Source organism: Nocardioides sp. Root240, from assembly GCF_001428825.1.
Taxonomy (GTDB): Bacteria; Actinomycetota; Actinomycetes; order Propionibacteriales; family Nocardioidaceae; genus Nocardioides.
The window spans coordinates 387,903-410,150 of record NZ_LMIT01000011.1 but is presented as its reverse complement, the minus strand read 5'-3'; the positions used below and the strand labels follow the sequence as shown (position 1 = coordinate 410,150).

Annotated in this window: 25 protein-coding genes; 20 read left to right on the top strand and 5 right to left on the bottom strand. The window is 70.5% G+C overall.

Annotated features, from left to right (window positions below; all coding sequences use genetic code 11):
• A partial coding sequence (locus ASE20_RS25935) for an ATP-binding cassette domain-containing protein (RefSeq protein ID WP_157538491.1) occupies window positions 1-162 on the bottom strand: 162 nt, incomplete at its 3' end.
• A gap of 188 nt (window positions 163-350) precedes the next feature.
• Between ASE20_RS25935 and ASE20_RS15995 the strand changes: the two genes are divergently transcribed.
• The 8 genes from ASE20_RS15995 to ASE20_RS15965 are packed head-to-tail and all read left to right on the top strand — an operon-like array spanning window position 351 to window position 6,466.
• Window positions 351-1,721: a flavin-containing monooxygenase gene (locus ASE20_RS15995; protein WP_056895544.1), complete on the top strand. Its 1,371-nt coding sequence runs from the start codon at window positions 351-353 to the stop codon at window positions 1,719-1,721.
• Window positions 1,711-2,358, top strand: coding sequence for a TetR/AcrR family transcriptional regulator (locus tag ASE20_RS15990; protein ID WP_056895543.1), 648 nt, complete (start codon window positions 1,711-1,713; stop codon window positions 2,356-2,358). Before ASE20_RS15995 ends, ASE20_RS15990 begins: the two co-directional genes overlap by 11 nt.
• Before the next feature lies 1 nt (window position 2,359).
• Window positions 2,360-3,331, top strand: a complete 972-nt coding sequence (locus tag ASE20_RS15985) for an alpha/beta hydrolase (RefSeq protein ID WP_056895542.1) — start codon at window positions 2,360-2,362, stop codon at window positions 3,329-3,331.
• A gap of 17 nt (window positions 3,332-3,348) precedes the next feature.
• On the top strand, window positions 3,349-3,486 hold the full coding sequence (locus ASE20_RS24790) for a hypothetical protein (RefSeq protein WP_157538479.1): 138 nt from the start codon (window positions 3,349-3,351) through the stop codon (window positions 3,484-3,486).
• Window positions 3,483-4,571: a TIGR03857 family LLM class F420-dependent oxidoreductase gene (locus tag ASE20_RS15980; RefSeq protein WP_200952829.1), complete on the top strand. Its 1,089-nt coding sequence runs from the start codon at window positions 3,483-3,485 to the stop codon at window positions 4,569-4,571. Before ASE20_RS24790 ends, ASE20_RS15980 begins: the two co-directional genes overlap by 4 nt.
• A 9-nt stretch (window positions 4,572-4,580) precedes the next feature.
• Window positions 4,581-5,681 carry a phosphotransferase gene (locus ASE20_RS15975; protein WP_056895541.1) on the top strand — a complete coding sequence of 367 codons (1,101 nt, stop codon included), beginning with the start codon at window positions 4,581-4,583 and terminating at the stop codon, window positions 5,679-5,681.
• Window positions 5,678-5,899, top strand: coding sequence for a hypothetical protein (locus ASE20_RS15970; protein ID WP_056895540.1), 222 nt, complete (start codon window positions 5,678-5,680; stop codon window positions 5,897-5,899). The genes ASE20_RS15975 and ASE20_RS15970 overlap by 4 nt, the downstream gene beginning before the upstream one ends.
• A 51-nt stretch (window positions 5,900-5,950) precedes the next feature.
• Window positions 5,951-6,466, top strand: a complete 516-nt coding sequence (locus tag ASE20_RS15965; RefSeq protein WP_157538478.1) for a hypothetical protein — start codon at window positions 5,951-5,953, stop codon at window positions 6,464-6,466.
• Here ASE20_RS15965 and ASE20_RS15960 read toward each other — a convergent pair.
• Together ASE20_RS15960 and ASE20_RS15955 are read right to left on the bottom strand one after the other, a co-directional pair.
• Complete coding sequence (locus ASE20_RS15960) at window positions 6,439-7,080, bottom strand: TetR/AcrR family transcriptional regulator (protein ID WP_056895538.1); 642 nt, start codon at window positions 7,078-7,080, stop codon at window positions 6,439-6,441. The two genes, ASE20_RS15965 and ASE20_RS15960, sit on opposite strands and share 28 nt — an antisense overlap.
• Before the next feature lie 47 nt (window positions 7,081-7,127).
• The gene (locus ASE20_RS15955; protein WP_056895537.1) at window positions 7,128-8,285 is read right to left on the bottom strand and encodes an acyl-CoA dehydrogenase family protein; all 1,158 of its coding nucleotides are present in this window, start codon (window positions 8,283-8,285) and stop codon (window positions 7,128-7,130) included.
• 60 nt (window positions 8,286-8,345) lie between these two features.
• Between ASE20_RS15955 and ASE20_RS15950 the strand changes: the two genes are divergently transcribed.
• Window positions 8,346-9,233 carry an HpcH/HpaI aldolase/citrate lyase family protein gene (locus tag ASE20_RS15950; protein ID WP_056895536.1) on the top strand — a complete coding sequence of 296 codons (888 nt, stop codon included), beginning with the start codon at window positions 8,346-8,348 and terminating at the stop codon, window positions 9,231-9,233.
• Window positions 9,233-10,201 (top strand): hypothetical protein, encoded by a 969-nt coding sequence (locus tag ASE20_RS15945; RefSeq protein ID WP_056895535.1) that lies wholly within the window; start codon window positions 9,233-9,235, stop codon window positions 10,199-10,201. Before ASE20_RS15950 ends, ASE20_RS15945 begins: the two co-directional genes overlap by 1 nt.
• A gap of 32 nt (window positions 10,202-10,233) precedes the next feature.
• Here ASE20_RS15945 and ASE20_RS15940 read toward each other — a convergent pair whose 3' ends face one another.
• Entirely contained in the window at window positions 10,234-11,031 is a 798-nt protein-coding gene (locus ASE20_RS15940) for an SDR family NAD(P)-dependent oxidoreductase (protein WP_056895534.1), read from the bottom strand.
• 167 nt (window positions 11,032-11,198) lie between these two features.
• On the opposite strand from ASE20_RS15940, the gene ASE20_RS15935 reads away from it, so the two are divergent.
• From ASE20_RS15935 to ASE20_RS15890, 10 genes are read left to right on the top strand one after another with little or no spacing between them, the layout of a single operon-like run.
• On the top strand, window positions 11,199-11,966 hold the full coding sequence (locus ASE20_RS15935; RefSeq protein ID WP_056895533.1) for an MlaE family ABC transporter permease: 768 nt from the start codon (window positions 11,199-11,201) through the stop codon (window positions 11,964-11,966).
• Between the two features lie 11 nt (window positions 11,967-11,977).
• A complete protein-coding gene (locus ASE20_RS15930) occupies window positions 11,978-12,817 on the top strand; it encodes an MlaE family ABC transporter permease (RefSeq protein ID WP_056895532.1) in 840 nt (279 codons plus the stop codon).
• Window positions 12,818-12,821: 4 nt separating this feature from the next.
• Window positions 12,822-13,910 carry an MCE family protein gene (locus ASE20_RS15925; protein WP_082612481.1) on the top strand — a complete coding sequence of 363 codons (1,089 nt, stop codon included), beginning with the start codon at window positions 12,822-12,824 and terminating at the stop codon, window positions 13,908-13,910.
• The gene (locus tag ASE20_RS15920) at window positions 13,907-14,929 is read left to right on the top strand and encodes an MCE family protein (RefSeq protein ID WP_056895530.1); all 1,023 of its coding nucleotides are present in this window, start codon (window positions 13,907-13,909) and stop codon (window positions 14,927-14,929) included. The genes ASE20_RS15925 and ASE20_RS15920 overlap by 4 nt, the downstream gene beginning before the upstream one ends.
• 28 nt (window positions 14,930-14,957) lie before the next feature.
• Window positions 14,958-15,995 carry an MCE family protein gene (locus tag ASE20_RS15915; RefSeq protein ID WP_056895529.1) on the top strand — a complete coding sequence of 346 codons (1,038 nt, stop codon included), beginning with the start codon at window positions 14,958-14,960 and terminating at the stop codon, window positions 15,993-15,995.
• 8 nt (window positions 15,996-16,003) lie between these two features.
• Window positions 16,004-17,149: an MCE family protein gene (locus tag ASE20_RS15910; protein WP_056895528.1), complete on the top strand. Its 1,146-nt coding sequence runs from the start codon at window positions 16,004-16,006 to the stop codon at window positions 17,147-17,149.
• Entirely contained in the window at window positions 17,146-18,393 is a 1,248-nt protein-coding gene (locus ASE20_RS15905; protein ID WP_056895527.1) for an MCE family protein, read from the top strand. Before ASE20_RS15910 ends, ASE20_RS15905 begins: the two co-directional genes overlap by 4 nt.
• A complete protein-coding gene (locus ASE20_RS15900) occupies window positions 18,390-19,565 on the top strand; it encodes an MCE family protein (protein ID WP_056895526.1) in 1,176 nt (391 codons plus the stop codon). The genes ASE20_RS15905 and ASE20_RS15900 overlap by 4 nt, the downstream gene beginning before the upstream one ends.
• Complete coding sequence (locus ASE20_RS15895; protein WP_056895525.1) at window positions 19,559-20,326, top strand: hypothetical protein; 768 nt, start codon at window positions 19,559-19,561, stop codon at window positions 20,324-20,326. Before ASE20_RS15900 ends, ASE20_RS15895 begins: the two co-directional genes overlap by 7 nt.
• A 34-nt stretch (window positions 20,327-20,360) precedes the next feature.
• Entirely contained in the window at window positions 20,361-21,413 is a 1,053-nt protein-coding gene (locus tag ASE20_RS15890; protein ID WP_056895524.1) for an LLM class F420-dependent oxidoreductase, read from the top strand.
• On the opposite strand, the gene ASE20_RS15885 is transcribed toward ASE20_RS15890, so the two are convergent.
• Window positions 21,367-22,200 (bottom strand): alpha/beta fold hydrolase, encoded by an 834-nt coding sequence (locus ASE20_RS15885; protein ID WP_082612478.1) that lies wholly within the window; start codon window positions 22,198-22,200, stop codon window positions 21,367-21,369. The genes ASE20_RS15890 and ASE20_RS15885 overlap by 47 nt on opposite strands.
• Window positions 22,201-22,248 lie beyond the last annotated feature (48 nt).

Below are 22,248 nucleotides of genomic sequence, written 5' to 3'. Positions count from 1 at the left end.
GATCAGACCGATCAGCGCCTTGAGGAACACCGACTTGCCGGTGCCCGAGGGGCCCAGCATGACGGAGATCTCTCCCGCGGGCAGCGTGAGCGACACGCCCTTCCAGATCAGCTGCTTGCCGAACTGCTTCGTCAGGTTCGTGACTGCTACGTCGACGCCCATGGCGCGCACCTCGTTCCTCCCGGGCCTGCTGCCCGCCATTTTCGAATCCGTGTTCAAGGAACGCTATCCGCCAGATCGTCATGGACCAAGGTGGATCGCCGCGCCAAAAATGTTGACGGGTGTCAGAATCGAATCTAGATTAAGTGATGCCCGCCACAGGGACCCCGACCCATCAGGAGCAAGCAGGCATGAGCGCATCACCCCGCGTCGCCGTGATCGGCGCCGGCATCAGCGGTCTCACGACCGGCAAGAACCTCAAGGACGCCGGCATCGGGTACGACTGCTTCGAGACCTCCGACCGCATCGGCGGCAACTGGGCGTTCGGCAACCCGAACGGGCACAGCAGCGCCTACCGCTCGCTGCACATCGACACGTCCAAGGAGCGGCTGTCCTTCAAGGACTTCCCGATGCCGGCCCACATCTCGACCTACCCGCACCACACCGAGATCAAGGAGTACCTCGACGCCTACGCCGACGAGTTCGGGCTGCTCGAGCACATCCGGTTCCGCAACGGCGTCGAGCACGCCGAACGCAAGGACGGAGGCGGCTGGACGCTGCGCACCCAGGACGGCGAGCTGAGGGAGTACGACGCTCTCGTCGTCGCCAACGGTCACCACTGGGACCCCCGACTGCCCGACTTCCCCGGGGAGTTCACCGGCGAGTCGATCCACGCGCACGCCTACATCGACCCGACCGAGCCGCTCGACCTGCGCGGCAAGCGGATCGTGGTGGTCGGCATCGGGAACTCCGCGGCCGACATCTGCTCAGAACTGTCGCAGAAGGCGTGGCAGAACGAGGTCCACATCTCCACGCGCTCGGGTGCCTGGATCGTGCCGAAGTACATCTTCGGGATGCCGGCCGACAAGATCGCGGTGACGCTGCCGGTCATCCCGCTGTCGTGGCAGCGGCGCGCCCTCCGGCCGTTGCCGAAGCTGTTGTTCGGGGACCCGGTGAAGTACGGGCTCCCGCAGCCCAACCACCACTTCCTCGAGGCTCACCCCACGCAGTCCAACGACCTGCTCTTCCGCCTCGGCGCCGGCGACCTGAAGCCCAAGCCCAACATCGAGCGCCTCGACGGGCGCACGGTCCACTTCGTCGACGGCAGCTCGGTCGAGGCGGACGTGATCATCTACGCGACGGGCTACAACATCACCTTCCCGTTCTTCGACCCGGACTTCCTCTCCGCGCCGGACAACGTGCTGCACCTCTACAAGCGCATCCTCGAGCCCGCGATCGACGACCTGCTCTTCGTGGGGTTCGGGCAGGCGCTGCCGACGCTCTTCCCGTTCGTGGAGTGCCAGGCGCGGGTCGTTGCCGCCTACCTCGCGGGCACCTACCGTCCGCCGTCGAAGGAGGAGATGGAGCGCGTCATCGCCGCCGACGAGGCGAAGTACACCGGCCACTTCAACTCCAGCGCCCGCCACACCCAGCAGCTCGACTACTTCGACTACGACCGCGACATTCGCAGGCGGGAGCTGCCGTCCGGTCGCCGCCGCGCTGCGCGGTCGGGCGGCATCGACCTGGCGGGACGAGCGTCGGAGCCCGTCCGTGCCGGGTGAGGTGGTGCCGATCCCGCGGCGCAACCCGGCACGTCCCCAGGAGCGCGGCGACCGACGCCGTGACGAGCTCCTCGCTGCGCTCGAGGCACTCCTGGCGAGCGCGCCGTTGTCGGCGATCAGCATCGCCGACGTCGCCCGTGCTGCCGGGGTGAACCGCTCGGTCTTCTACTTCTACTTCGCGAACAAGCAGGACGCGGTGTTCGCGATGCTCGAGGACCTGTTCCTCGCCCAGAGCGTCGAGGTCGGCGCGGTCCTGCAGCAGGAGGGCAACCGTCTGGAGAACGTCGCGGCCGCCCTCGGCCAGACGGTCCACCTGTGGCGCGACCACCGTGACCTGATGGCGGCGGCCTTCGAGGCGCGTGCGAGCGACGCAGGCGCCTTCGCGGCATGGGACCGCTGGATCGAGCGGTACGTCGGCTTCCTCGCCGAGTTCATCGAGACCGAGCGCGCCGAGGGCCTGGCCCCGCCCGGTCCGGACGCCGAACAGCTCGCTCGCGTCCTCATCGCGGCCAACGAGCGGATGCTCGAGCGCCACCTGCGCAACCACGAGGACGAGGCGGCCGCCGTCGAGCTGCACCGGATCCTCGTCCACGTCTGGACCAGGTCCATCTACGACACCGCACTGGAGAACGACTGACATGGCCACGCCTCACGACCTCCTGGTCGCCGTCGACGGCGACCGGGTGCACGCCCGCCACCACCGCTCCCCCTCCGACGAGCTCGCCGCCACACAGGGCAGGCCGTGCGTCGTCATGGCGCACGGCATCGGCGCCACCCAGGACAGCGGCCTCGACGGCTTCGTCGCGGCGATGAACGTCGCGGGCATCGACGTCATCACCTTCGACTACCGCCACTTCGCCGCGTCGAGCGGCGAGCCGCGCCAGCTGGTGGACCCGGCGCGCCAGATCGCCGACTACCACGCGGTGATCGCGGCCGCGCGCCGTACCGACGGCGTCGACCCGGAACGCATCGTGGCCTGGGGGGTGTCGTTCTCGGGTGGTCACGTGTTCCAGGTCGCCGCGGACGACGCGCGCCTCGCGGCGATGGTCGCGCTCACGCCAGCGCCCGACGGCCGGGCGGTCGCGCTCGACATGGCGCGGTCACGGGGGCTCGGCTTCCTGGCACGGATGGGCGGGCTGGCGCTCCGCGACGCCGTCGCAGCACGCCGTGGCCGGCCGGCGGTCACCGTCCCGGTCGTCGGCCCTCCCGGATCGGTCGCGGCGCTGACGAGTCCGGGCGCCGAGGAGGGCATGCGGCGCGTCGCCGGCCCGACCTGGCGCAACGAGTTCGCCGCCCGGGTCTTCCTGACCATCGCGTCCTACCGGCCGGTGCGTGCCGCCGGTGAGGTGGTCTGCCGTGCCCTGGTCCAGATCGCCGACCTCGACGGCTCCGCCCCGCCGCGCCCCGCCGCCATCGCGGCCGAGCGGGCGCGGGCGACGGTGCACCACTACCCCTGCGACCACTTCGACGTCTACACCGGTGAGCCGTGGCACGAGAAGGTGTGCGACGACCAGGTCCGCTTCCTGCGCAGGGTGCTGCGGGTGGCTCCAGCCGTGGAGGCTGGTCCCCGGCCGAAGCGCACCCGGCGCGCAGCGGGAGCGACGCGATGAGGGCCGTGAGGCCCGCGATGCCGTTCGCAGTGGGCGGAGATGCTCGCCACATCACCGGCGCCGAGATCCCCGTCGACGGCGGCTGGTCGTCAGGCGAGCCCACCCCGATCTTCGTGCCGCCGGGCGCGAGCCTGCCCGGAGGAGCGCTCGGATGAACGACCAGCACGCCGCGGAGCCGACCCGGGTGGAGGAGATGACCGAGCTCGGCTTCTACACCCTCGCCGGCGAGGCCGAGAGTCCCCGCGACCTCATCGACGAGGTGCGCCTCGCCGAGGAGCTCGGCCTCGGGCACTGTTTCATCTCCGAGCGGTTGAACACCAAGGAGGCCGCCACCATCTCCGGCGCGGTCGGCGCCGCGTCCACGCGCATCCGGATCGCGACCGCCGCCACCAACCACAACCTGCGTCACCCCGTCGTGACGGCCGCCTTCGCCACCACGATGCATCGCCTCACCGGCGGGCGCTTCACCCTCGGTCTCGGGCGCGGCGTGGTGCCGATGCAGAAGGCGTTCGGGATCCCGGCGATCACGACGGCGCAGCTGGAGGAGTTCGCCGGCCTCGCGCGCCGCCTCTTTCGCGGGGAGACGATCGTCGGCCACGACGGCGCGATCGGCTCCTATCCCGCGCTCCGCCTGTCGCCGACCTTCGACGAGGACGTGCCGCTCGGCTTGGTCGCCTTCGGGCCGCAGTCACTGGCGCTCGGCGGGCGTGCGTTCGACCAGGTCGTTCTCCACACGTTCTTCACCGACGAGACCTTGAAGCGCTCGGTGGCGACGGTCAAGGAGGCCGCCGAGCAGGCCGGTCGCGACCCGGACCAGGTGAAGGTGTGGGCCTGCCTCGCGACCGTCGGCGAGCACCTCGGCGAGGAGCAGCGGCTCCGCAAGACCGTCGGCCGGCTCGCGACCTACCTGCAGGGCTACGGCGACCTGATGGTCCGCACCAACGACTGGGACCCGGCAGCGCTGCGACGCTTCCGGGAGGACCCCGTCGTGCAGTCGTTCTACGTGGGCGGATCGATGAAGGTGATCGACAGCCCGCTGACGACCTTGGACAAGATCGAGCACATCGCGACGCTCCTGCCGGCCGAGTGGACCGCACCAGCCGCCACCGGCACGCCCGAGCAGTGTGCCCGGACCATCCGCGAACAGCTCGACATCGGTGCCGACGGCGTCATCCTGCACGGCGCCTCGCCCGCCGAGCTCGCACCCATCCTTCCCGCCTACCGCGCGACCCGTTCCTGAGGAGAGACCATGTCCGAGACCATCACCACCACCCTCCGGCCGGAGGAGCAGCTCACGCCCGAGCGGGTGCAGTCGATGCTGCGCATCTCACCGCACATCGAGGGCGCCGCGGGCATCGAGGTCGCCTCCGTGAGTGCCGAGCCCGTCGGCACCGGGCAGATGGCGACGAGCGTGCGGTTGACCCTGGACTACGCCTCGGCTCCGGCTGGCGCGCCCCGGACGGTGGTCGCCAAGGTGCCCAGCACCGACGAGGCGAGCCTGGCCATGGCAGCGGGCACCAACGCCTACGGGCGGGAGGTGGCGTTCTACCGCGAGCTCGCTCCGCAGATTGGCGCCGCCGTACCCCGGTGCCACTTCGGCGAGGTCGCGGGCTCCGGCACGGACTTCGTGCTGCTGCTCGAGGACCTGGCCCCCGCGCGGTCGGTCGACCAAAGGGAGGGCGGCTCGGTCGACGAGGTCGCAGCGGTCCTCCGCCACACCGCCGACCTGCACGGGCGCTTCTGGGGCCGGGCGGACGCCGGCTGGCTCCCGGTCCAGCACGTGTGGGGTGCACTGGCCGGGCAGATCCCGGCCATCACCGAAGCGTGGCTGGACCGCTTCGGGCGCTACGTCGACGCGGACCTCCACGACGTGATCCGCGAGCTGGGCGGGGTGGCACCCATCTGGCTGTCGACCCTCGAGCGTCCGCGGACCGTGTGGCACGGCGACCTCCGCCTCGACAACGTCCTCTTCGACGCTCGCCGGGGGACCAGCGACGCGGTGATCGTCGACTGGCAGAGCGCGGCCAGTGGCCCGGGAACCACCGACGTCTCCTACCTGATCGGCACCTCGCTCGCCCCGACGGACCGCAGGGAGAACGAGAAGAGTCTGGTGGCGGACTACCACCAGCGGCTCACCAGCCATGACGCCGTGGGCGACTACTCGCTCGACGAGTGCTGGCTCGACTACCGGTCCCAGGCGCTCTACGCGCTCGTGCTCACCCTCCCGGTGTCGATGGGGGTCCAGCCGACCGAGCGGGGCGACGCGATGTTCGGAGCGATGGCCACCCGCGCCGCCGGTCACGTTCGCGACCTCGACACCGTCGGCGCCCTGCGCGGGATGCAGTCGTGAGCCGCGGGGCCGGTGAACCCGGTGCGGTCGCGGTGACGCCGCGCTCGGTCGACGACGGGGGAGCGAGCAGGGACGGCGTGAGGGCGGGCCTGCGCTGGGAGAGGACGTTCGCGTGGAGCGGACTGGTGTTCGCGGTCCTGTGCCTGCTGGGACTCGAGGTGCTCGGACCCCAGCCCCCGAGCTTCAGCGCCTCCGCGGCCGAGACGGGCAGGTTCTAGGTCGAGAACCGCACGCGGGTCCTGCTGCTGGTCACCTTCTGCTCGGTCTCGATGGCCTTCCTCATCGCCTGGTCGATCCAGCTCGGGGTCCTGCTCTGGCGTCGCCCGGAGCTCTCGAGGCCGGCGGTCGTGGTCGCCATGATGAGCCTCGGGTCGACGCCCATCCTGCTCAGCTTCGACCTGACCTTCTTCGCGATGGCGGCCTACCGTGCCGGCGACGTGGACCCCGAGATCACCCAAGGCTTCAGTGACGTCGCCTGGATCGGGTCGATGCTGATCTGGCCGCCGCTGACCGCCTCCATGGTCATCATCGGGGTGCTGATCCTGCAGGCGGACGGACCGGGGTTCATCCCCCGGTGGATGGGCTGGTACTCGCTGTGGTGCGCGGCAGCGGAGCCCTTCCAGGGCCTGATCATCTTCTTCAAGGACGGCGCGTTCGGGCCGCGCGGGATCACGACGTGGTACCTGGCCGTCCCGACCTGGGGCTTCTGGATCGTCGCGCTGAGCATCGTGATGATCCGCCTCGTGCCACGAACGGATCAGGGCGTCAGCGCGGACCGCACGTAGGACTGTGCGTTGGCCACGACGCGGTCGATGGTCGCGCGGCTGGGCTGCCACCACTCGGCGGCCCAGTTGATCGTGCCCATCACGAGCATCTGGGCGAGGTACGGATCGAGGTCCTCGCGCAGCTCGCCGGCATCGGCTGCCCGCTTGAAGAGCTCGCGCCACACGGCGCCGTACTTCCGCTCCTCGGCGTCGTGGCGCTCGCGGATGTGGTCGGGCAGCTGCCCCGCGTTGCGGATCGCGGCGGTGGTGTAGTCGGAGATCTCGAGCTCGTGCCGCAGGTGGGTCTCGACCGCGACCAGGATCCGGTCCAGCGCGGTGGCATCGGCAGGCACGTCGCCGAGGGCCTTGGTGAGGAACTCGCGCATGTCGGCCAGTCCGACCCACATGACCTCCTCGATGAGGTCGTCGCGCGAGGGGAAGTAGTAGTAGATCGCCGGTGCCTGGAGCTCGGCCACCTCGGCCACGTCGCTCAGGCGCATGCCGGCGTAGCCCTTGGCGCTGAGCACCTGCGCGGCGGCGTCGAGGATGCGCACCCGCGTGCGGGCCGACTTCTTGTCGAGGGTCTTGCCCTCCGCGTTCGACGCCACCGTCGGGCTCCCGGACTTCTTCGCCATGCCCGGATTCTAATCGGGCTTCACATGTTCACGTGACCCGGGCGCGCTCAGCGTCCCAGGCCACCACGCTTGACCAGCTGGGCCGCGATGACGTTGCGCTGGATCTCGTTGGTGCCCTCCCCGACGATCATCAGGGGGGCGTCGCGGAAGTAGCGCTCGACGTCGTACTCGGTCGAGTAGCCGTAGCCGCCGTGGATCCGCACCGCGTTCAGCGCGATCTCCATGCCCACCTCGGAGGCGTAGAGCTTCGCCATGCCGGCCTCCATGTCGCAGCGCTCGCCGGCGTCGTACTTCTCGGCGGCGAAGAGGGTCAGCTGGCGGGCGGCGGTCAGCTTGGTCGCCATCTCGGCCAGGTAGTTGCCGATCGACTGGTGCTGCCAGATCGGCTTGCCCATCGACTCGCGGACCTGGGCGTAGGCCAGGGCGTCGTCGAAGGCCGCCTGGCCGACGCCGAGGGCGCGGGAGGCGACCTGCAGGCGTCCGGTCTCGAGGCCGCGCATCATCTGGGCGAAGCCCTCGCCCTCGGCCTCGCCGAGGAGGGACGAGGTGGGGGTGCGGAAGTCGTCGAAGGCGAGCTCGCAGGACTCGACGCCCTTGTAGCCGAGCTTCGGCAGGTCGCGGGAGACGGTCAGGCCCGGTCCGTGCTCGACGAGCAGGATCGAGATGCCCTGGTGGCGCGGTCGCGCGTCGGGGTCGGTCTTGCAGAGCAGGGCGATCAGGCCCGAGCGGCGGGCGTTGCTGATCCAGGTCTTGGAGCCGTTGACGACGTACTCGTCGCCCTGCTTGCGGGCCACGGTCTTCATCGCCTGGAGGTCGGAGCCGCCACCGGGCTCGGTGAGCGCCATCGTCGCGCGCAGCTCGCCGGTGGCCATCCGCGGCAGGTAGGCCTGCTTCTGCTCCTCGGTGCCGAACTGGAGGATCAGCTTGGCGACCACGGTGTGGCCGCCCATCGCGCCGGCGAGGCTCATCCAGCCCCGGGCCAGCTCCGTGGTCACCTCGACGTAGCAGGGCATGGAGACCGCGACCTCGCCGTACGGCTCGGGGATGGCGAGCCCGTAGATGCCGAGCTCCTTCATCTGCTCGATCCACTTCTCGGGGTACTCGTTCGCGTGCTCGAGCTCCTGGACGTTCCCGCGGACCTCGCGATCGACCCACTCGCGCACGAGTGCGACGACCTCACGCTCTTCTGCCGACAGTGCCGCCATGATCTGCTCGTCCTCCAGGGTCGATTGCTCCAGGTCCGGAGTTTAATGTAGATTAAAAGAATGTCCGTGGTCAACGTCGCGCAGGTCACCCGCCGTTCCGCCCTCTGCGTCCCGGCGGGGGACGACCGCAAGCTCGCCAAGGCGCTCGCCTCCGGTGCCGACGAGGTCGTGATCGACCTCGAGGACGCCGTCGCGCACGACGACAAGGACCGCGCCCGCGCCCAGCTGGCCGCGTTCGACTGGGACGCGGCTGCCGTTCCGGAGGGGGTGGCGCTCGCGGTCCGGGTCAACGCCCCGGGCAGCCCGTGGTGCCACCGCGACCTCGAGGTCGTCGTACGGCTCGCAGGTGTCTCCTCGGTCGTCCTGCCGAAGGTCGAGTCGCGCGCGGACGTGGGGTTCGCGGAGCGGCTGCTCGACGGGCTGGAGGCCGAGGCGGGCCGGTCCACGCCGCTCGGCGTGCAGGCGCTGGTCGAGACGGCGACGGGCCTGCTCGGTCTGCCGGACGTCGTGCGCGACGTCCGGCGGCTCACCTCGGTCATCGTCGGCTATGCCGACCTGGCCGCCTCGCTCGGCCGGGAGCGTGACGTGGACCTGGCCAGCTGGCGCGGGGTGCAGGATGCGGTGGTGATGAACTCCCGGGCCGCCGGCATCGCCGCCGTCGACGGTCCCTTCCTCGGCGTCTCCGCCGACGACGTGTTCCGGGCCGCGGTCGACGCGGCCGCGGGGCTCGGGTTCGACGCCAAGTGGACGATCCACCCGCGACAGGTCGGTGCTGTCAACGAGCGGTTCACTCCGTCCCCGGGGCGCGTCGACCACGCCCGGCGAGTGCTCGCGACCCTCGCCTCCGCGGCCGGCGACGGTCGGGGGGCTGCCGTCGTCGACGGTGCCCTCGTCGACGAGGCGATGGCCAAGGACGCCCGCCGCGTGCTGGCGAAGGCGGGTCTGTGATGACGAGCGTCGGGGGACCGTTCTTCGACGAGCTCGCCGTCGGCCAGGTCTTCGACGCCGCGCCCGGCGTCACCCTCTCCGAGGGCCGGGCTGCCCAGCACCAGGCGATCGTCGGCGACCGCTGGCGGCTCTGCCTCGACGAGCACCTCGCCCGCTCGGTCGCCCGTGCGCCGGTCGCGAGTCCTTCCTTCGTCACCAATGTCGCCGTCGGCCAGACGACCCTGGTCACGCAGCGGGTGCGGGCCAACCTCTTCTACCGGCGCTTCGCGCTCCTGCGCCAGCCGCTGATCGGTGACACGCTGCGCACCACCACGACGGTGGTCGGCCTGCGCGAGAACGCCCGCCGGGAGGGTCGTGCGCCCACCGGCCTGGCCGCCCTGCACATGCGGACGGTCGACCAGGAGGCCCGCCCGGTCGTCGACTTCTTCCGCTGCGCGATGTTGCCACTGAGCGAGGGCGCCGCGCCGACCGGGCACGCCGACGACCTGGACGCGATCGGGCGCGACCTCGCGCCGGTCGACCCGCTCGCGCTGGTGCCGGAGTGGGACCGCTCGGCCTACGTCGGCGGGGGCGTCCGCGGCGTCGTACCGGAGGCGGGGGAGGTGCTCGAGGTCGCCACCGGCGACGTCGTCTCGAGCGCTCCCGAGCTGGCCCGGCTCACCCTCAACGTCGCGGCGGTGCACCACGACCGGTTCGCCGGCGGCGGCCGGCGGCTGGTCTACGGCGGCCACACCATCGCGGTCGCGACCTCGCAGCTGCTGCGGGCGCTGCCGGACCTGGCCACGGTGCTCGCCTGGGAGTCCTGCGACCACATCGGCCCCGTGCACGAGGGCGACACCCTCACCAGCCGCTTCACGGTCGAGCGGACGAGGCCGGCCGGTGACTGGCAGGTGCTCGACCTGCGGGCCGAGGTCACGGCCGACGGCGAGAGGCCGGTCCTGGACTGGCGCTTCTCCGTGCTCGCGTGAGCGCCGGCTGAGGCGGCCGGGACGGTTGCCGCTCAGGGCATCGTGTAGCCGCCGCTGACGCTGAAGAGCTGTCCCGTGACCTGGCGCGACATCCGCTCCGAGGCGAGGAAGAGCACGGCGCCCGCGACGTCCTCGGCGGAGGTGAGGCGGCCGAGGGGAGTGTCCTTGAGCAGGTACTGCGCCTGGTCGTCGTTGAAGACGTTGTCCTTGCCGACCGCCCACAGGCTCTTCGAACCCACGGCCTCGGGGCCGTCGGGGACGACGAGGCCGGGGCACACGATGTTGGAGCGGATGCCGTGGCGCCCGTGCTCCCGGGCGGTGGTGCGGGCGAGGGCGACGACGGCGGCCTTGGTGGCCCCGTAGACGCCCTGACGGATCTGCCCGAAGGCGGACTCACTGGCGATGAACACGATCGAGCCCCGGCCCTGCTCGCGCATCGGACCGAGCACCGCCTGGGTGGCGGCGATGGCGGTGAAGAAGTTGATCTCGACCGTCTTCTGCCAGTTCGCACGGTCGGTGTTCTTCGCGATGAAGCCCGGCACGCTCCAGCCGGCGTTGTTCACCAGGACGTCCACGCCACCCCAGGTCTCGACCGCGCGGTCGGCGGCGCGCTGGGCCTCGCCCTCGGTGGTCAGGTCGCCGGCCACGACCTCGACGGCCGCGGCGCCCCGCTCGAGAGCCTCGACGGCCACCCGCTCGGCCTGCTCCTCGTCGACGTCGGCGAGCACGACCCGGCTGCCCTCGGCGGCGAAGGCGTGCACGATCCCCCGTCCGATGTTGGAGGCGCCGCCGGTCACCAGCACGCGTGCGTCCTTCAGTCCCAGGTCCATCGGGCCCCCTTCCATGGCCGTCGGCCGTCCTGCTGGATCGGCCGCGCAGTGATGCTTGACACACGATCATAAGTCGTCTTATGGTTCCGTAGTCGTCCTCATCTTAATCTAGATTCAAAAAAGATGGAACGACGGAAGCGCCCACGATGAACCAGGCAGGGGGAACCATGGCGTCAGCAGTCGAGGCTGCGGCAAAGCCGACGCGTGCGCTCGGCGACGTGCTGGCGATGGCGTTGGACGCCCTCGTCATCATGTTCACCAAGCGGTTCTCGTGGCGCGAGGCCGTGCAGCAGTCGTGGTTCATCGCGCGGGTCTCCCTCGTGCCGACGCTGCTGGTCATGCTCGGCTTCACGCTGCTGGTGATCTTCGAGGTCAACCTGCTGCTCAAGGACCTCGGCGCGTTGGACCTCTCCGGAGGCATCGCCGGCATTGCCTCCGTGCAGCAGATCGGCCCGTTCGTCACGGTCGTCGTGGTGGCCGGGGCCGGCGGGACCGCCATGTGCGCGGACCTCGCGGCGCGGACGATCCGCGAGGAGATCGCCGCGATGCAGGTGCTCGGCATCGACCCGATCCAGCGGCTCGTCGTCCCCCGCATCGTGGCGGCCGTGCTGGTGACCCTGGTCCTCAACGTGCTGATCTGTGCCGGCGGCCTGGCCGGCGGCTACTTCTTCTCGGTCTACCTCCAGGGAGTGACGCCCGGCGCCTACGTCGCGAGCATCCCTCTCTTCACGGGCATCCCCGAGCTGATGTTCTCCATGTTCAAGGCGTTCGTGTTCGGCCTGATCGCCGCGATCATCGCCTGCTACCGCGGCCTCAACGTCGCGGGCGGGTCCAAGGGCGTCGGCGACGCCGTCAACCAGGCGGTGGTCATCACCGTGGCCGTGCTGGTCCCCGTCAGTCTGACCATCAGCCTCATCCAGTTCGCGGTCTTGTAAGGGGCTCCGAGATGTCTTCCGTTGCTCCCAAGCTCGAGGCGATCCGTCGCGCGCCGTTGCGTGCGCTGGACTCGATCGGCACCCAGGGCCTCTTCTACGCCCGCGTGCTGGGCGGGATCCCGAGGGCGCTGCGCCGGCACCCTGGCGAGATCGTCAAGCTGATCGCCGAGCTCGGCACCGGCACCGGCGCCCTGGCGCTCGTCGGTGGCTCGGTCGTGATCGTCGCCTCGATCACCTTCTTCGCCGGCGCCGTGGCGGCCGCCCAGGGCTTCGAGTCGTCGTCGAGCCTGGGCGTCGGGTCGCTGAGCCCGTTGTTGGCTGCGTTCTTCACCGCCCGGCTCTCGACCCCCCTCCTGGCCGGGGTCGCCCTGTCGGTGACGCTCGGCGCCGCGACCACCTCGCAGCTCGGCGCGATGCGGATCAGCGAGGAGATCGACGCGATCGAGGTGATGGCGATCCCCTCGCTGCCCTACCTCGCGACGACGCGCGTCACCGCGGGGATGATCGTGATCACTCCGCTCTACGTGTTCGCGACGCTCGGCGGCTTCCTTGCCGACTACCTGCTCCTCGTCTTCTTCTACGACGTCGGCGGCGGCAACTTCAGCCACTACTTCTTCCTCTACCTGCACCCCATGGACATCGTCTTCTCCTACGTGCAGGTGCTCGGGATGGTGATCGTGGTGATGCTCGTGCACACCTTCTACGGCTACAACGCCACCGGCGGACCGGCCGGTGTGGGCGAGGCCGTCGGCCGCTCGGTGCGGGCGTCCCTCTCGGGCGTGATGATCGTCAACCTGCTGATCGCGATGGCCATCTACTCCAACTTCAACACCTTCCACCTGGGCGGCTGACCTGATGAGCAGAGTGACGAGCCCGCGCACCCTGCGCCTGGCCGGGATCGGCCTGGTGCTGGTGATCGCCACGGCGGTCGCGGTGACGGCGGCGTTGTACAACCGCGCGTTCGCGAACCCCGCGGAGGTCACCCTGGAGACCTCGCGTGCCGGCCTGGTGATGGACCCGGGCGGCAAGGTGAAGCTGCGCGGTGTCGAGGTCGGCCGGGTGGGCTCGGTCGAGCGTGCCGGTGACGGTGTGCGCATCGTGCTGGAGATCGACCGCGACAAGATCCACGACATCCCCGCCGACGTGGTCGGCGAGATCCGGGCCACCACCGTCTTCGGCGCGAAGTACGTCGAGCTGGTGCCCGCCGCCAAGGGTGCCGCTGGCGGGGTCCTGGCCGACGGCTCGACCATCAAGGCCTCGGGGGTGACCACCGAGATCAACACCGTGTTCGACGGCCTGGACCGGGTGCTGAGCGGCGTGGACATCGCGAGCCTGAACGGCACGTTGACGGTGCTGGCGCAGACGCTGTCGGGGCGCGGCGACGACATCGCGTCGGTCGCGGCCGAGGCCGATGCCTACCTGACGCGGCTGGAGCCGCTGCTGCCGCAGCTGCGGCGCGACCTGCACGAGGTGGCCCGGTTCGCTCGGCTCGCCGTGGAGGTCTCTCCGGCGCTGCTGGAGATCCTGCGCAACGCCACGGTCACGGCCGGCACCGTGAACGACGAGCAGAAGGCGCTGGCGCGGGTGCTGGTCGACCTCTCCCTCCTCGGCGGCAGGGCGGAGAACCTGCTGGGGGAGAACGGCGATGCGCTCGCCACCCTGCTGGCCTCGGCCCGTCCCACGGCCGCCACCCTGCGGGCCTACTCCACCGAGCTGCCCTGCTTCCTCCAGGGCATGGACGTGACGCGCCAGGCGATGGCGAAGGTGATCGGAGGCACCGACGCCACCCTGCGGGCGTTGGTCAGCGTCCGTTCGGAGCTGTCCCGCTACACCTTCCCGAACGACCTGCCGGGCTACCCACAGGGCCGTGGGCCCGACTGCCACGGCCTGCCTCGCCTCAAGCCCAGCCAGGTCCCCGTCCCGGAGCGAGGAACCCCGCAGTGAACGTTCGTGCTGACGCGATCCGGCTGGCCGTGTTCGCCACGGTCGGAGCGTTGATCCTCGTGCTGCTCTACCTCACGCTCGGCGAGACCCGGCTGGGGCCGACCAAGGACTACCGCGTGGTGATGGCCGACGCGAGCGGGCTCGAGGCCGGCGACGTGGTCCGCGTCGCCGGGGTGCGGGTCGGCCAGGTCGACGGACTGTCCGTCGCGGACGGGGGCGAGAACCTGGTCGAGGTGGCCTTCCACGTCGAGGAGGACCAGCCACTGACCGATGCGACGCAGGTGCTGGTGCGCTACGAGAACCTGCTGGGGGACCGGTACCTCGAGCTGCAGCAGCCGCCCGGTGAGGGCGCTCCGCTCGCGGCCGGCGCCACCATCCCGGTCGACCGTACGACGCCGGCACTGGACCTCGACGTACTGCTCAACGGCTTCCGCCCGCTCTTCCGGGGTCTGGAGCCGGGGCAGGTCAACGAGCTCGCATCGAACCTGATCGCGACCCTGCAGGGGCGCGGCGGAACGGTGGAGTCGTTGCTCGCGAGGACCGGGAGCCTGACCAACGGCCTGGCCGACGACGGCAAGGCCATCACGTCGCTGATCGACAACCTCGACGTCCTGCTGGGCAGCCTGGACTCCCGTGACGCCCAGCTGCGGCAGACCATCGGGAAGTTCCGGACCCTGGTCTCGGGCCTGGCGAAGGACAAGGACCCCATCGCCGCGTCGGTGACCTCGATCAACCAGATGGCCGCGACGCTGGCCGACCTGTTCCACGAGGGCCGGGAGCCGTTCAAGCAGACCGTGATCGCGGTCAAGGACCTCGCGAAGCTGTTGAACACCAACACCAGGACCCTCAACAAGGTGCTGGCCTCGCTGCCGGGCGCCTACCAGACGCTGGACCGGATCGCCTCGCACGGCAACATCTTCAACTTCTACCTCTGCTCGGCCCAGGTCGCGATCAGTGGCCCGGGCGGCAAGACGATCCGCACCCCGGTCGTGCGCAGCCAGCTCGAACGATGCAACTGATGGGTGGCCGAAGGATGGGGAACAGCTGATGGCGATGAAGATGTTCCGCGAGCGCAACCCGCTCCCGCTGGGGCTGGTGGTCGTGGTGGCCCTGCTGGTGATGGTGCTCGTCGTCCTCAACATCAACGGCATCGTGGGCCTCTTCGGCCGCAAGTACAGCGTGATGCTGCCCGAGGCCGCCGGCATCAAGCAGGGGGACCCGGTGCGTGTCAGCGGACTCACCGTCGGCCGCGTCGGGACGGTGGAGCTGGACGGCAAGGGCGTCCGGGTGGACTTCGCGCTCACCGAGACCGACATCGACCTCGGCGACAAGACGACGGCCGCCGTCAGCGTCGAGACGGTCCTGGGGGACAAGGCGCTCGTCCTCACCTCGCACGGCGACGGTGCCCTCGCGGAGGGGGCGCAGATCCCGATGGAACGGGCGAGCGTCCCCTACGACGTCAACGACGCCCTGACCGACCTCCAGCAGGAGGCGCAGGACATCGACGTCGACCAGGTCGCCTCCGCGCTGGAGACGGTCGCCGGAACGCTGCAGGGCGCGACCCCGGAGCTGAGCAATGCGATCACCGGGATGAGCCGGCTCTCGCAGACCATCAGCAGTCGCGACGACTCCCTGCGCAGCCTGCTCGCGAACGCCGACCAGTTCAGCGACATCCTGGCTGATCGCAGCGGAGACCTGACGGCGTTGATGAGGGACGGCAACACGCTCTTCACCGAGCTGCTCAAGCGTCGCGAGGACATCTCCGCGCTGCTGACCAACCTGTCCGCGATGGCCACCGAGCTCCGCGGCCTGGTCGCCGACAACGACGACACCATCGGACCGGCGCTGAAGGAGCTGAACAAGGTGATCGCGACCTTGCAGGCCAACAAGTCCAACATCAGCGAGACCCTGCGCGGACTGTCGGTCTACGCCACCGGCCTCGGCGAAGTGGTCTCCAGCGGCGAGTTCTTCTCCGCCTACCTGGGCAACCTGCTGCCCGGCAACCTGCTCCAACCCGATCTCGGCGAGCTGGGGCTGTCCGGCATCGACCTGAGCGGCCTGCTCGGAAAGGCGGGGCAGCGATGAGCCACTCCATGCCCACCCCCGTGCGTCGTGTGCTGGGCTCTCCCCGCCTGCGGATCCTGCTGGCGCTGGCGGTCCTCGCCGTGCTGGTGCTCACCGTCGGGTTCCGCGACCGTGAGCGGACCGACCTCGTGGCGTGGTTCCCCAGCACCGACGGGGTCTACGCCGGCGACGAGGTGCGGGTGCTCGGCGTACCGGTTGGGAAGATCGACAGCATCGATCCCCAGAACGGCAAGGTCCGGGTCGCGTTCCACGTCGACGCGGACGTGAAGATCCCCAAGGGCGCCAAGGCCGTCATCGTGGCTCCTTCGCTGGTCAGCAGCCGTTACCTCCAGCTGACGCCTCGCTACGACGGTGGCGCGCAGCTGGCCGACGGAGCGACCATCGCGCTGAAGGACACCGCCGTCCCGGTGGAGTGGGACCAGATCAAGGACCAGCTCAACGGCCTGGCCGAGGCGCTGGGCCCGCGGGGAGCGAACAAGAAGGGTGCGCTCTCCGACCTGGTCGACGCCGGGGCCGCTGCCCTCGACGGGCAGGGCACGAAGATCAACCAGACCATCGCCGACCTCTCCACGGCGGTCGGGGTGCTGGACGACGGCGCCGACGACGCCTTCTCCGTCGTGCGCAACCTGCAGGTCTTCGTCGCTGCCCTGGCCGAGAGCGACGGCCAGATGGCCCAGTTCATCCGCAACCTGGACGCCGTCTCGGCGATGCTGGCCGACGACAAGCACCTGGTCCGCAGCGCGCTGAGAAACCTCAGCGGCGCCGTCGGCGACGTCGAGACCTTCATCCGCGACAACCGCAAGGGCCTCGACACCGCGGTCACCCGCCTGTCCGACCTGGTCCAGGTCGTCAACAAGCAACAGGGAGACCTCGCACAGATCCTCCACGTCGCGCCCAACGCGCTGGCCAACCTCACCGAGTCCTACCACCAGGGTCAGAATGCCGTCGGGGTCAACCTCACCGGCGCCAACATCCACTCGCCGGGCCAGCTCATCTGCGGTGCCATCGGCGGCGCGGCGGGGGCCGACGAGGCCGGCGCCGAGAAGCTCTGCAACCGGCTCCTCGGCGACCTCCTCGGCAAGGTCGTGGACAACCCGCAGTCGCAGAAGCTCCTGGACGCGCTCCTGCTCCTCATCGCCGGAGGTGCCGCATGAGACCACCCTCCCTGCGCAGGCTGGGACTGGTCCTCCTGGTCGGCCTGCTGCTGCTGTCGGGCTGCAAGTTCGACGGCATCGACTCGATGGCCCTGCCCGGAGGCAAGGGCACCGGTGACGACGCGATCAAGGTCACCGTCGAGCTCCCCGACGTGGGCACCCTCACCCCCAACGCCCAGGTCAAGGTCGACGACATCGCCGTCGGCACCGTGACCGCGGTACGGGTCGAGAACTGGCACGCAGTGGCCGACCTCAGCCTCGAGCGCGACGTCGACCTGCCTGCCAACGCCCTGGCGAAGGTCGGCGTCAACACCCTCCTCGGCTCGGCCTACGTCGAGCTCACCGCCCCCGCGCGGGCGGAGGGAGCGCTGCGCAGCGGCGACCGCATCCCGCTCGAGCACGGCCGTGCCTACCCCTCGACCGAGCAGGTGCTCTCCGCGGCGTCGCTCGCGCTCAACGGTGGCGGGCTCGAGCAGCTCTCCACCATCACCGTTGAGCTCAACAAGGTCCTCGGCGGCAACGACCGGGCCGTCGCCGACCTGTTGCCCCGGCTGGACTCCTTCGTCGGCACCCTCGACGGACAGCGCGGCGAGATCCTCACCGCGGTGCGCGACGTCGCCCGGCTCTCCCAGCGTTTCGCCCGGGACCGCGGCACCATCACCGCGGCCCTCGACGAGATCGGCCCGGCGCTCGACGTCCTGGCCCGCAACCGGCCCGACCTGACCAGGGCGCTGGTCGCCCTGACCCGCCTGAGCGAGGTCGCGACCCCCCTCGTGGGCCGGGTCAAGGACGACCTCGTCGCGGACCTCCAGGACCTCGTGCCCGTGCTGCAGTCGATCAGGGCCGCCGGGAACTCCGCGGTCTCCGCACTGGGGTTCGCCGTCACCTTCCCGTTCGCCCCCGAGACGGTGCAGAACGCCTGCCGCGGCGACTACTGCAACCTCGCGCTCACGCTCGACCTGACGAACTCCTCCCTGCTGAACGGGTTCATCCGGCCCGACGGATCGATCGGGGTGCCCGGTCTGCCCGGTCTCCCCGACCTGGGCAACCTTCTCGGCGGACTCCTCCCCGGCGTGTCGGGCCTCCTGGCCGGACTCACGACGGGTGGTGCCCAGGGCTCGACGAAGGGTTCCCCGAAGGGCTCCGGGGCCGGCGCGGGCAGCACGGGCAGCTCTGGTCCCGCCAGCAGCCTGACCGAGCTCCTCGGCGGCCTCCTCGGCACCAACAAGGCAGGTGGACGATGACGGTCCTGCTCAAGGGCGCGGCCCCGATCATCAAGAAGCAGCTGATCGCGTTCAGCATCGCCGCCGTCGTCGGCACGGTCGTGCTCGCGGTCTCCTTCCTGCGGGTGCCCGAACAGCTCGGCATCGGCCGCCACACCGTGCAGGTCGAGTTCGCGCAGGCGGCGGGCCTCTACCCCGGTGCCGAGGTCGTCTACCTCGGCCACCCCGTGGGCAAGGTCGAGGACCTGGAGCTCTCGGGTGACCATCTCGTCGCCGAGCTGAGCCTGGTCGACGACGTCGAGGTCCCCGCCGAGGTCACCGCCGAGATCCACAGCCGCTCCGCAGTGGGCGAGCAGTACGTCTCGCTCGTCCCGCCTCGGGAGGCGGCGAGCAGCGGTCCGGCACTGGCTGACGGCGACCGCATCCCCGTCGACCGCACGTCGTACCCCGTCGAGATCGGCCCCGTGCTCGACAACGTGCAGGCGCTCGTCGCCAGCCTCGACGAGAAGAAGCTGTCCCAGCTGGTCGACGAGAGCGGCGCGGCCCTCGCCGGCCGCGCCGGCGACCTGCAGACCATCCTCGACGCGAGCTCGCGCCTCATCGCCGAGGCGGACGTCAACTTCCGTCCCACCGCGGCCCTGCTCCGCCAGGTCGGCCCGGTGCTGGCCACCGTCAACGGGGAGGGCGACGGCATCCGGCGGTTGACGGCCAGCCTCGACCAGGTCACGACCGAGCTCCGTTCCGGGGACGAGGACCTGCGTGGGCTCCTGGAGGGCGGACCCGGCTTCAGCCAGCAGACCCTCGCCTTCCTGGACGACCTCTCAGTCTCGCTGCCCGTGCTCCTGGCGCGCACCAATCCCGTGCTCGCGGTGCTGCGGACCTACAACGCCCACCTCGCCCAGACCCTGAGCGACTACCCCCTCGCCGCCTCCATCGTGCAGTCGGTCACCCTGCCCGACAGCGCCACGCACGAGGTGCGCCTCACCGTGGCGAATGTCAACAAGCCCCCCGAGTGCGTCCAGGGCGCCCTGCCCGGCAAGGACTGGGCCTCGCCCTTCGACAACTCGCCCCGACGCACGCCGCTCATCTACTGCACAGCACCCCACAACGACCCACGCGGCGTCCGCGGCGCCCGGAACCTGCCGTGCCCGAACGACCCTGCCCGACGAGAAGGCGACGTGTCGAAGTGCTGACCACGCAACCCCGTACGAACGTCGACCGCGACCTGGTGCACGGGGACTACGTCACCCTGCGCGTGTCCCTGCTGCTCGTCGGGTCCTACTGCCTGTTCGGCCTGCTCGGCTTCGCCGTGTTCGCCGGTTTCTGGCCGCCGCCGGGCGAGGACTGGAGCGCCCAGGAGATCCACGCCTACTTCGTCGAGCACCAGACCGGCCTCACGCTCGGCATGGTGATGATGGCCTTCGCCGGTCCGTTCTACGTGACGTGGAGCGTGGCGATCTCCAAGGTCATCGGGCGGATCGAGGGCCCGATGGGGCCGCTCGCCGGCATCCAGGTCATCGGCGGCCTGCTCACCGGGCTGGTGACCTTCACGCCCGCCACCATCTGGATCACGGCGGCCTTCCGGGTCGAGGACCGCTCCCCGGAGATGGTGCAGACCCTCTACGACTTCGGCTGGATGTTCTTCGACACGACGTTCGTCTGCTCTGCCCTGCAGAGCGTCGCCCTCGGCGTCGCGATCCTGCGGGATCGGCGCACGCAGGGCCTGTACCCGCGCTGGTTCGCCTATCTCTCCTTCTTCACCGCGTTCTGCTACGTGCCACTGACGGTGATGCCGTTCGTGGAGAAGGGCCTGTTCGCCTGGCACGGTGGGATCAGCTTCTGGGTGGTCTTCGTCGAGTTCTTCGCCTTCACCGCCCTCGGTACCTGGTTCACGTGGCACGCGCTGCGCCGCCTCGAGGTCGAGGACCTCGCGGTCGCGGGTGCGGCAGGATGATCCTCACCAACCGGTACGACGCAGAAGGAGCGCCATGCGCCTCGGAATGATCATCGACTACTCGGGCGGCTTCGCGGAGACGGTCGAGCTGTTGCAGGAGTACGAGCGCAACGGCCTCGAGCTGGTCGGCGTCGCGGAGGCCTACTCCTTCGACGCGGTGAGCCAGCTCGGCTACATCGCCGCGAAGACCGAGAAGCTGCAGCTGATGTCGAGCATCTTCCAGATCTACACCCGGACCCCGTCGCTGACGGCGATGACCGCGGCGGGCCTGGACTTCGTCTCCGACGGTCGCTTCATCCTCGGCCTCGGCGCCTCCGGGCCGCAGGTCATCGAGGGCTTCCACGGCGTCAAGTACGACGCCCCGCTGGGCCGCACACGCGAGGTGATCGAGGTGTGCCGGCAGGTGTGGCAGCGCCAGCCGGTCGAGTTCCGCGGCAAGCACTACACGGTGCCGCTGACCAAGGAGGACGGTGGCTCCGGTCTCGGGAAGCCGCTGAAGATCATCAACCACCCCCTTCGCAGCGAGATCCCGATCTCCGTCGCGGCCCTGGGCCCGAAGAACGTCGCCCTGGTCGCCGAGCTCGCCAACGGCTGGCAGCCGCTGTTCTTCCACCCCCAGAAGGCGCAGCAGGCGTGGGGAGAGGCGCTCGAGGAGGGCTTCTCGAAGCGCGACCCGGGCCTCGGCGAGCTCGACATCCAGCTCCAGGTCCACTACCACCTCGGCGAGCCGTCGCCCGAGGCGCTGCAGTCGGTCCGCAACCAGCTCGCCCTCTACGTCGGCGGCATGGGTGCGCGGGACAAGAACTTCTACAACCAGCTCGCCTGCCGCTACGGCTACGAGGCCGAGGCCAAGGAGATCCAGGACCTCTACCTGTCCGGCCGGAAGGCGGAGGCAGCTGCCGCCGTACCGGACGAGCTGGTGGAGGCGGTCACCCTGATCGGCGACGAGGACTCGCTGCGGCGACAGCTGCGGGAGTTCTGGGATGCGGGCGTGCGCACCCTGCTGCTCAACTCCCTCGCGGACGAGCCCGCCGAGCGGGTCAGCCAGCTCGGGAGGCTGTCCGTCCTGGCGGCAGAGACCCGCTGACGCGCGCAGCGACCAGCGCCGCCACGCCTCGGGGGTCGTCGAGCATCGGCAGGTGACCCACTCCGGGCACCGTGATCTCGTCGGCCCCGAGGTGGGCGAAGCCTTCCCGCGCCCACGGCCCCGACAGGACCTTGTCGTCGCCGGACCAGGCGATCGTCGTCGGCGCGCCGAGCCGGAGGATCGCGTCGAGCTCGCGGGCCTCGGGATGGCCGATGGCGGCCCGCAGCGCCTGGCAGTCGGCGAGGTCGCTGACGAAGGTGACCGCGTCCTCGTACGGGATGCGGGCGGGCTGGTGGGCGACCGGCGCCATCATGGTGCGGCGGAAGCCGGCGCTGCGGAGCAGACGCGGGCTGCGGGCGACCCGACGGGCGAACCGGTGGCCGACCACGAAGCGCGAGACGACCATCCGCTCGCCGAGCGACCCGGGTCGCCACCCTCCGGCCGGCGCCAGGCAGAGGGCGCTGAGCGCCCGGCCCCGCTCGGCCAGGCGCAGGGCCAGCCAGCCGCCGAGCGAGTTCCCGACCACGTGCACCCTCGCCAGGCCGAGGTCGTCGAGCTGACGCTCGAGGTCGTCGAGCATCTGGTCCGGGGCGCGCCGGTCGGCTCGCCGCTCGAGGCGGGTCCCGCCGCGGTGTCCCGCGATCGTCGCCGCCACCGGCGTCAGGTGCGCCGGCAGCGCTGCCGTGACGTCGCGCCAGACCCAGGGGCCGCAGCCCATGCCGTGCAGCAGCAGCACGTGGCCGGGGGTGTCGGGCCGCGGGCTGTCGGCAGACGGTTGCCTCTCCATGAGGATCTAGCCTAGACTAAAAAAGATAAGTCTAGTTATGGTCGCCGG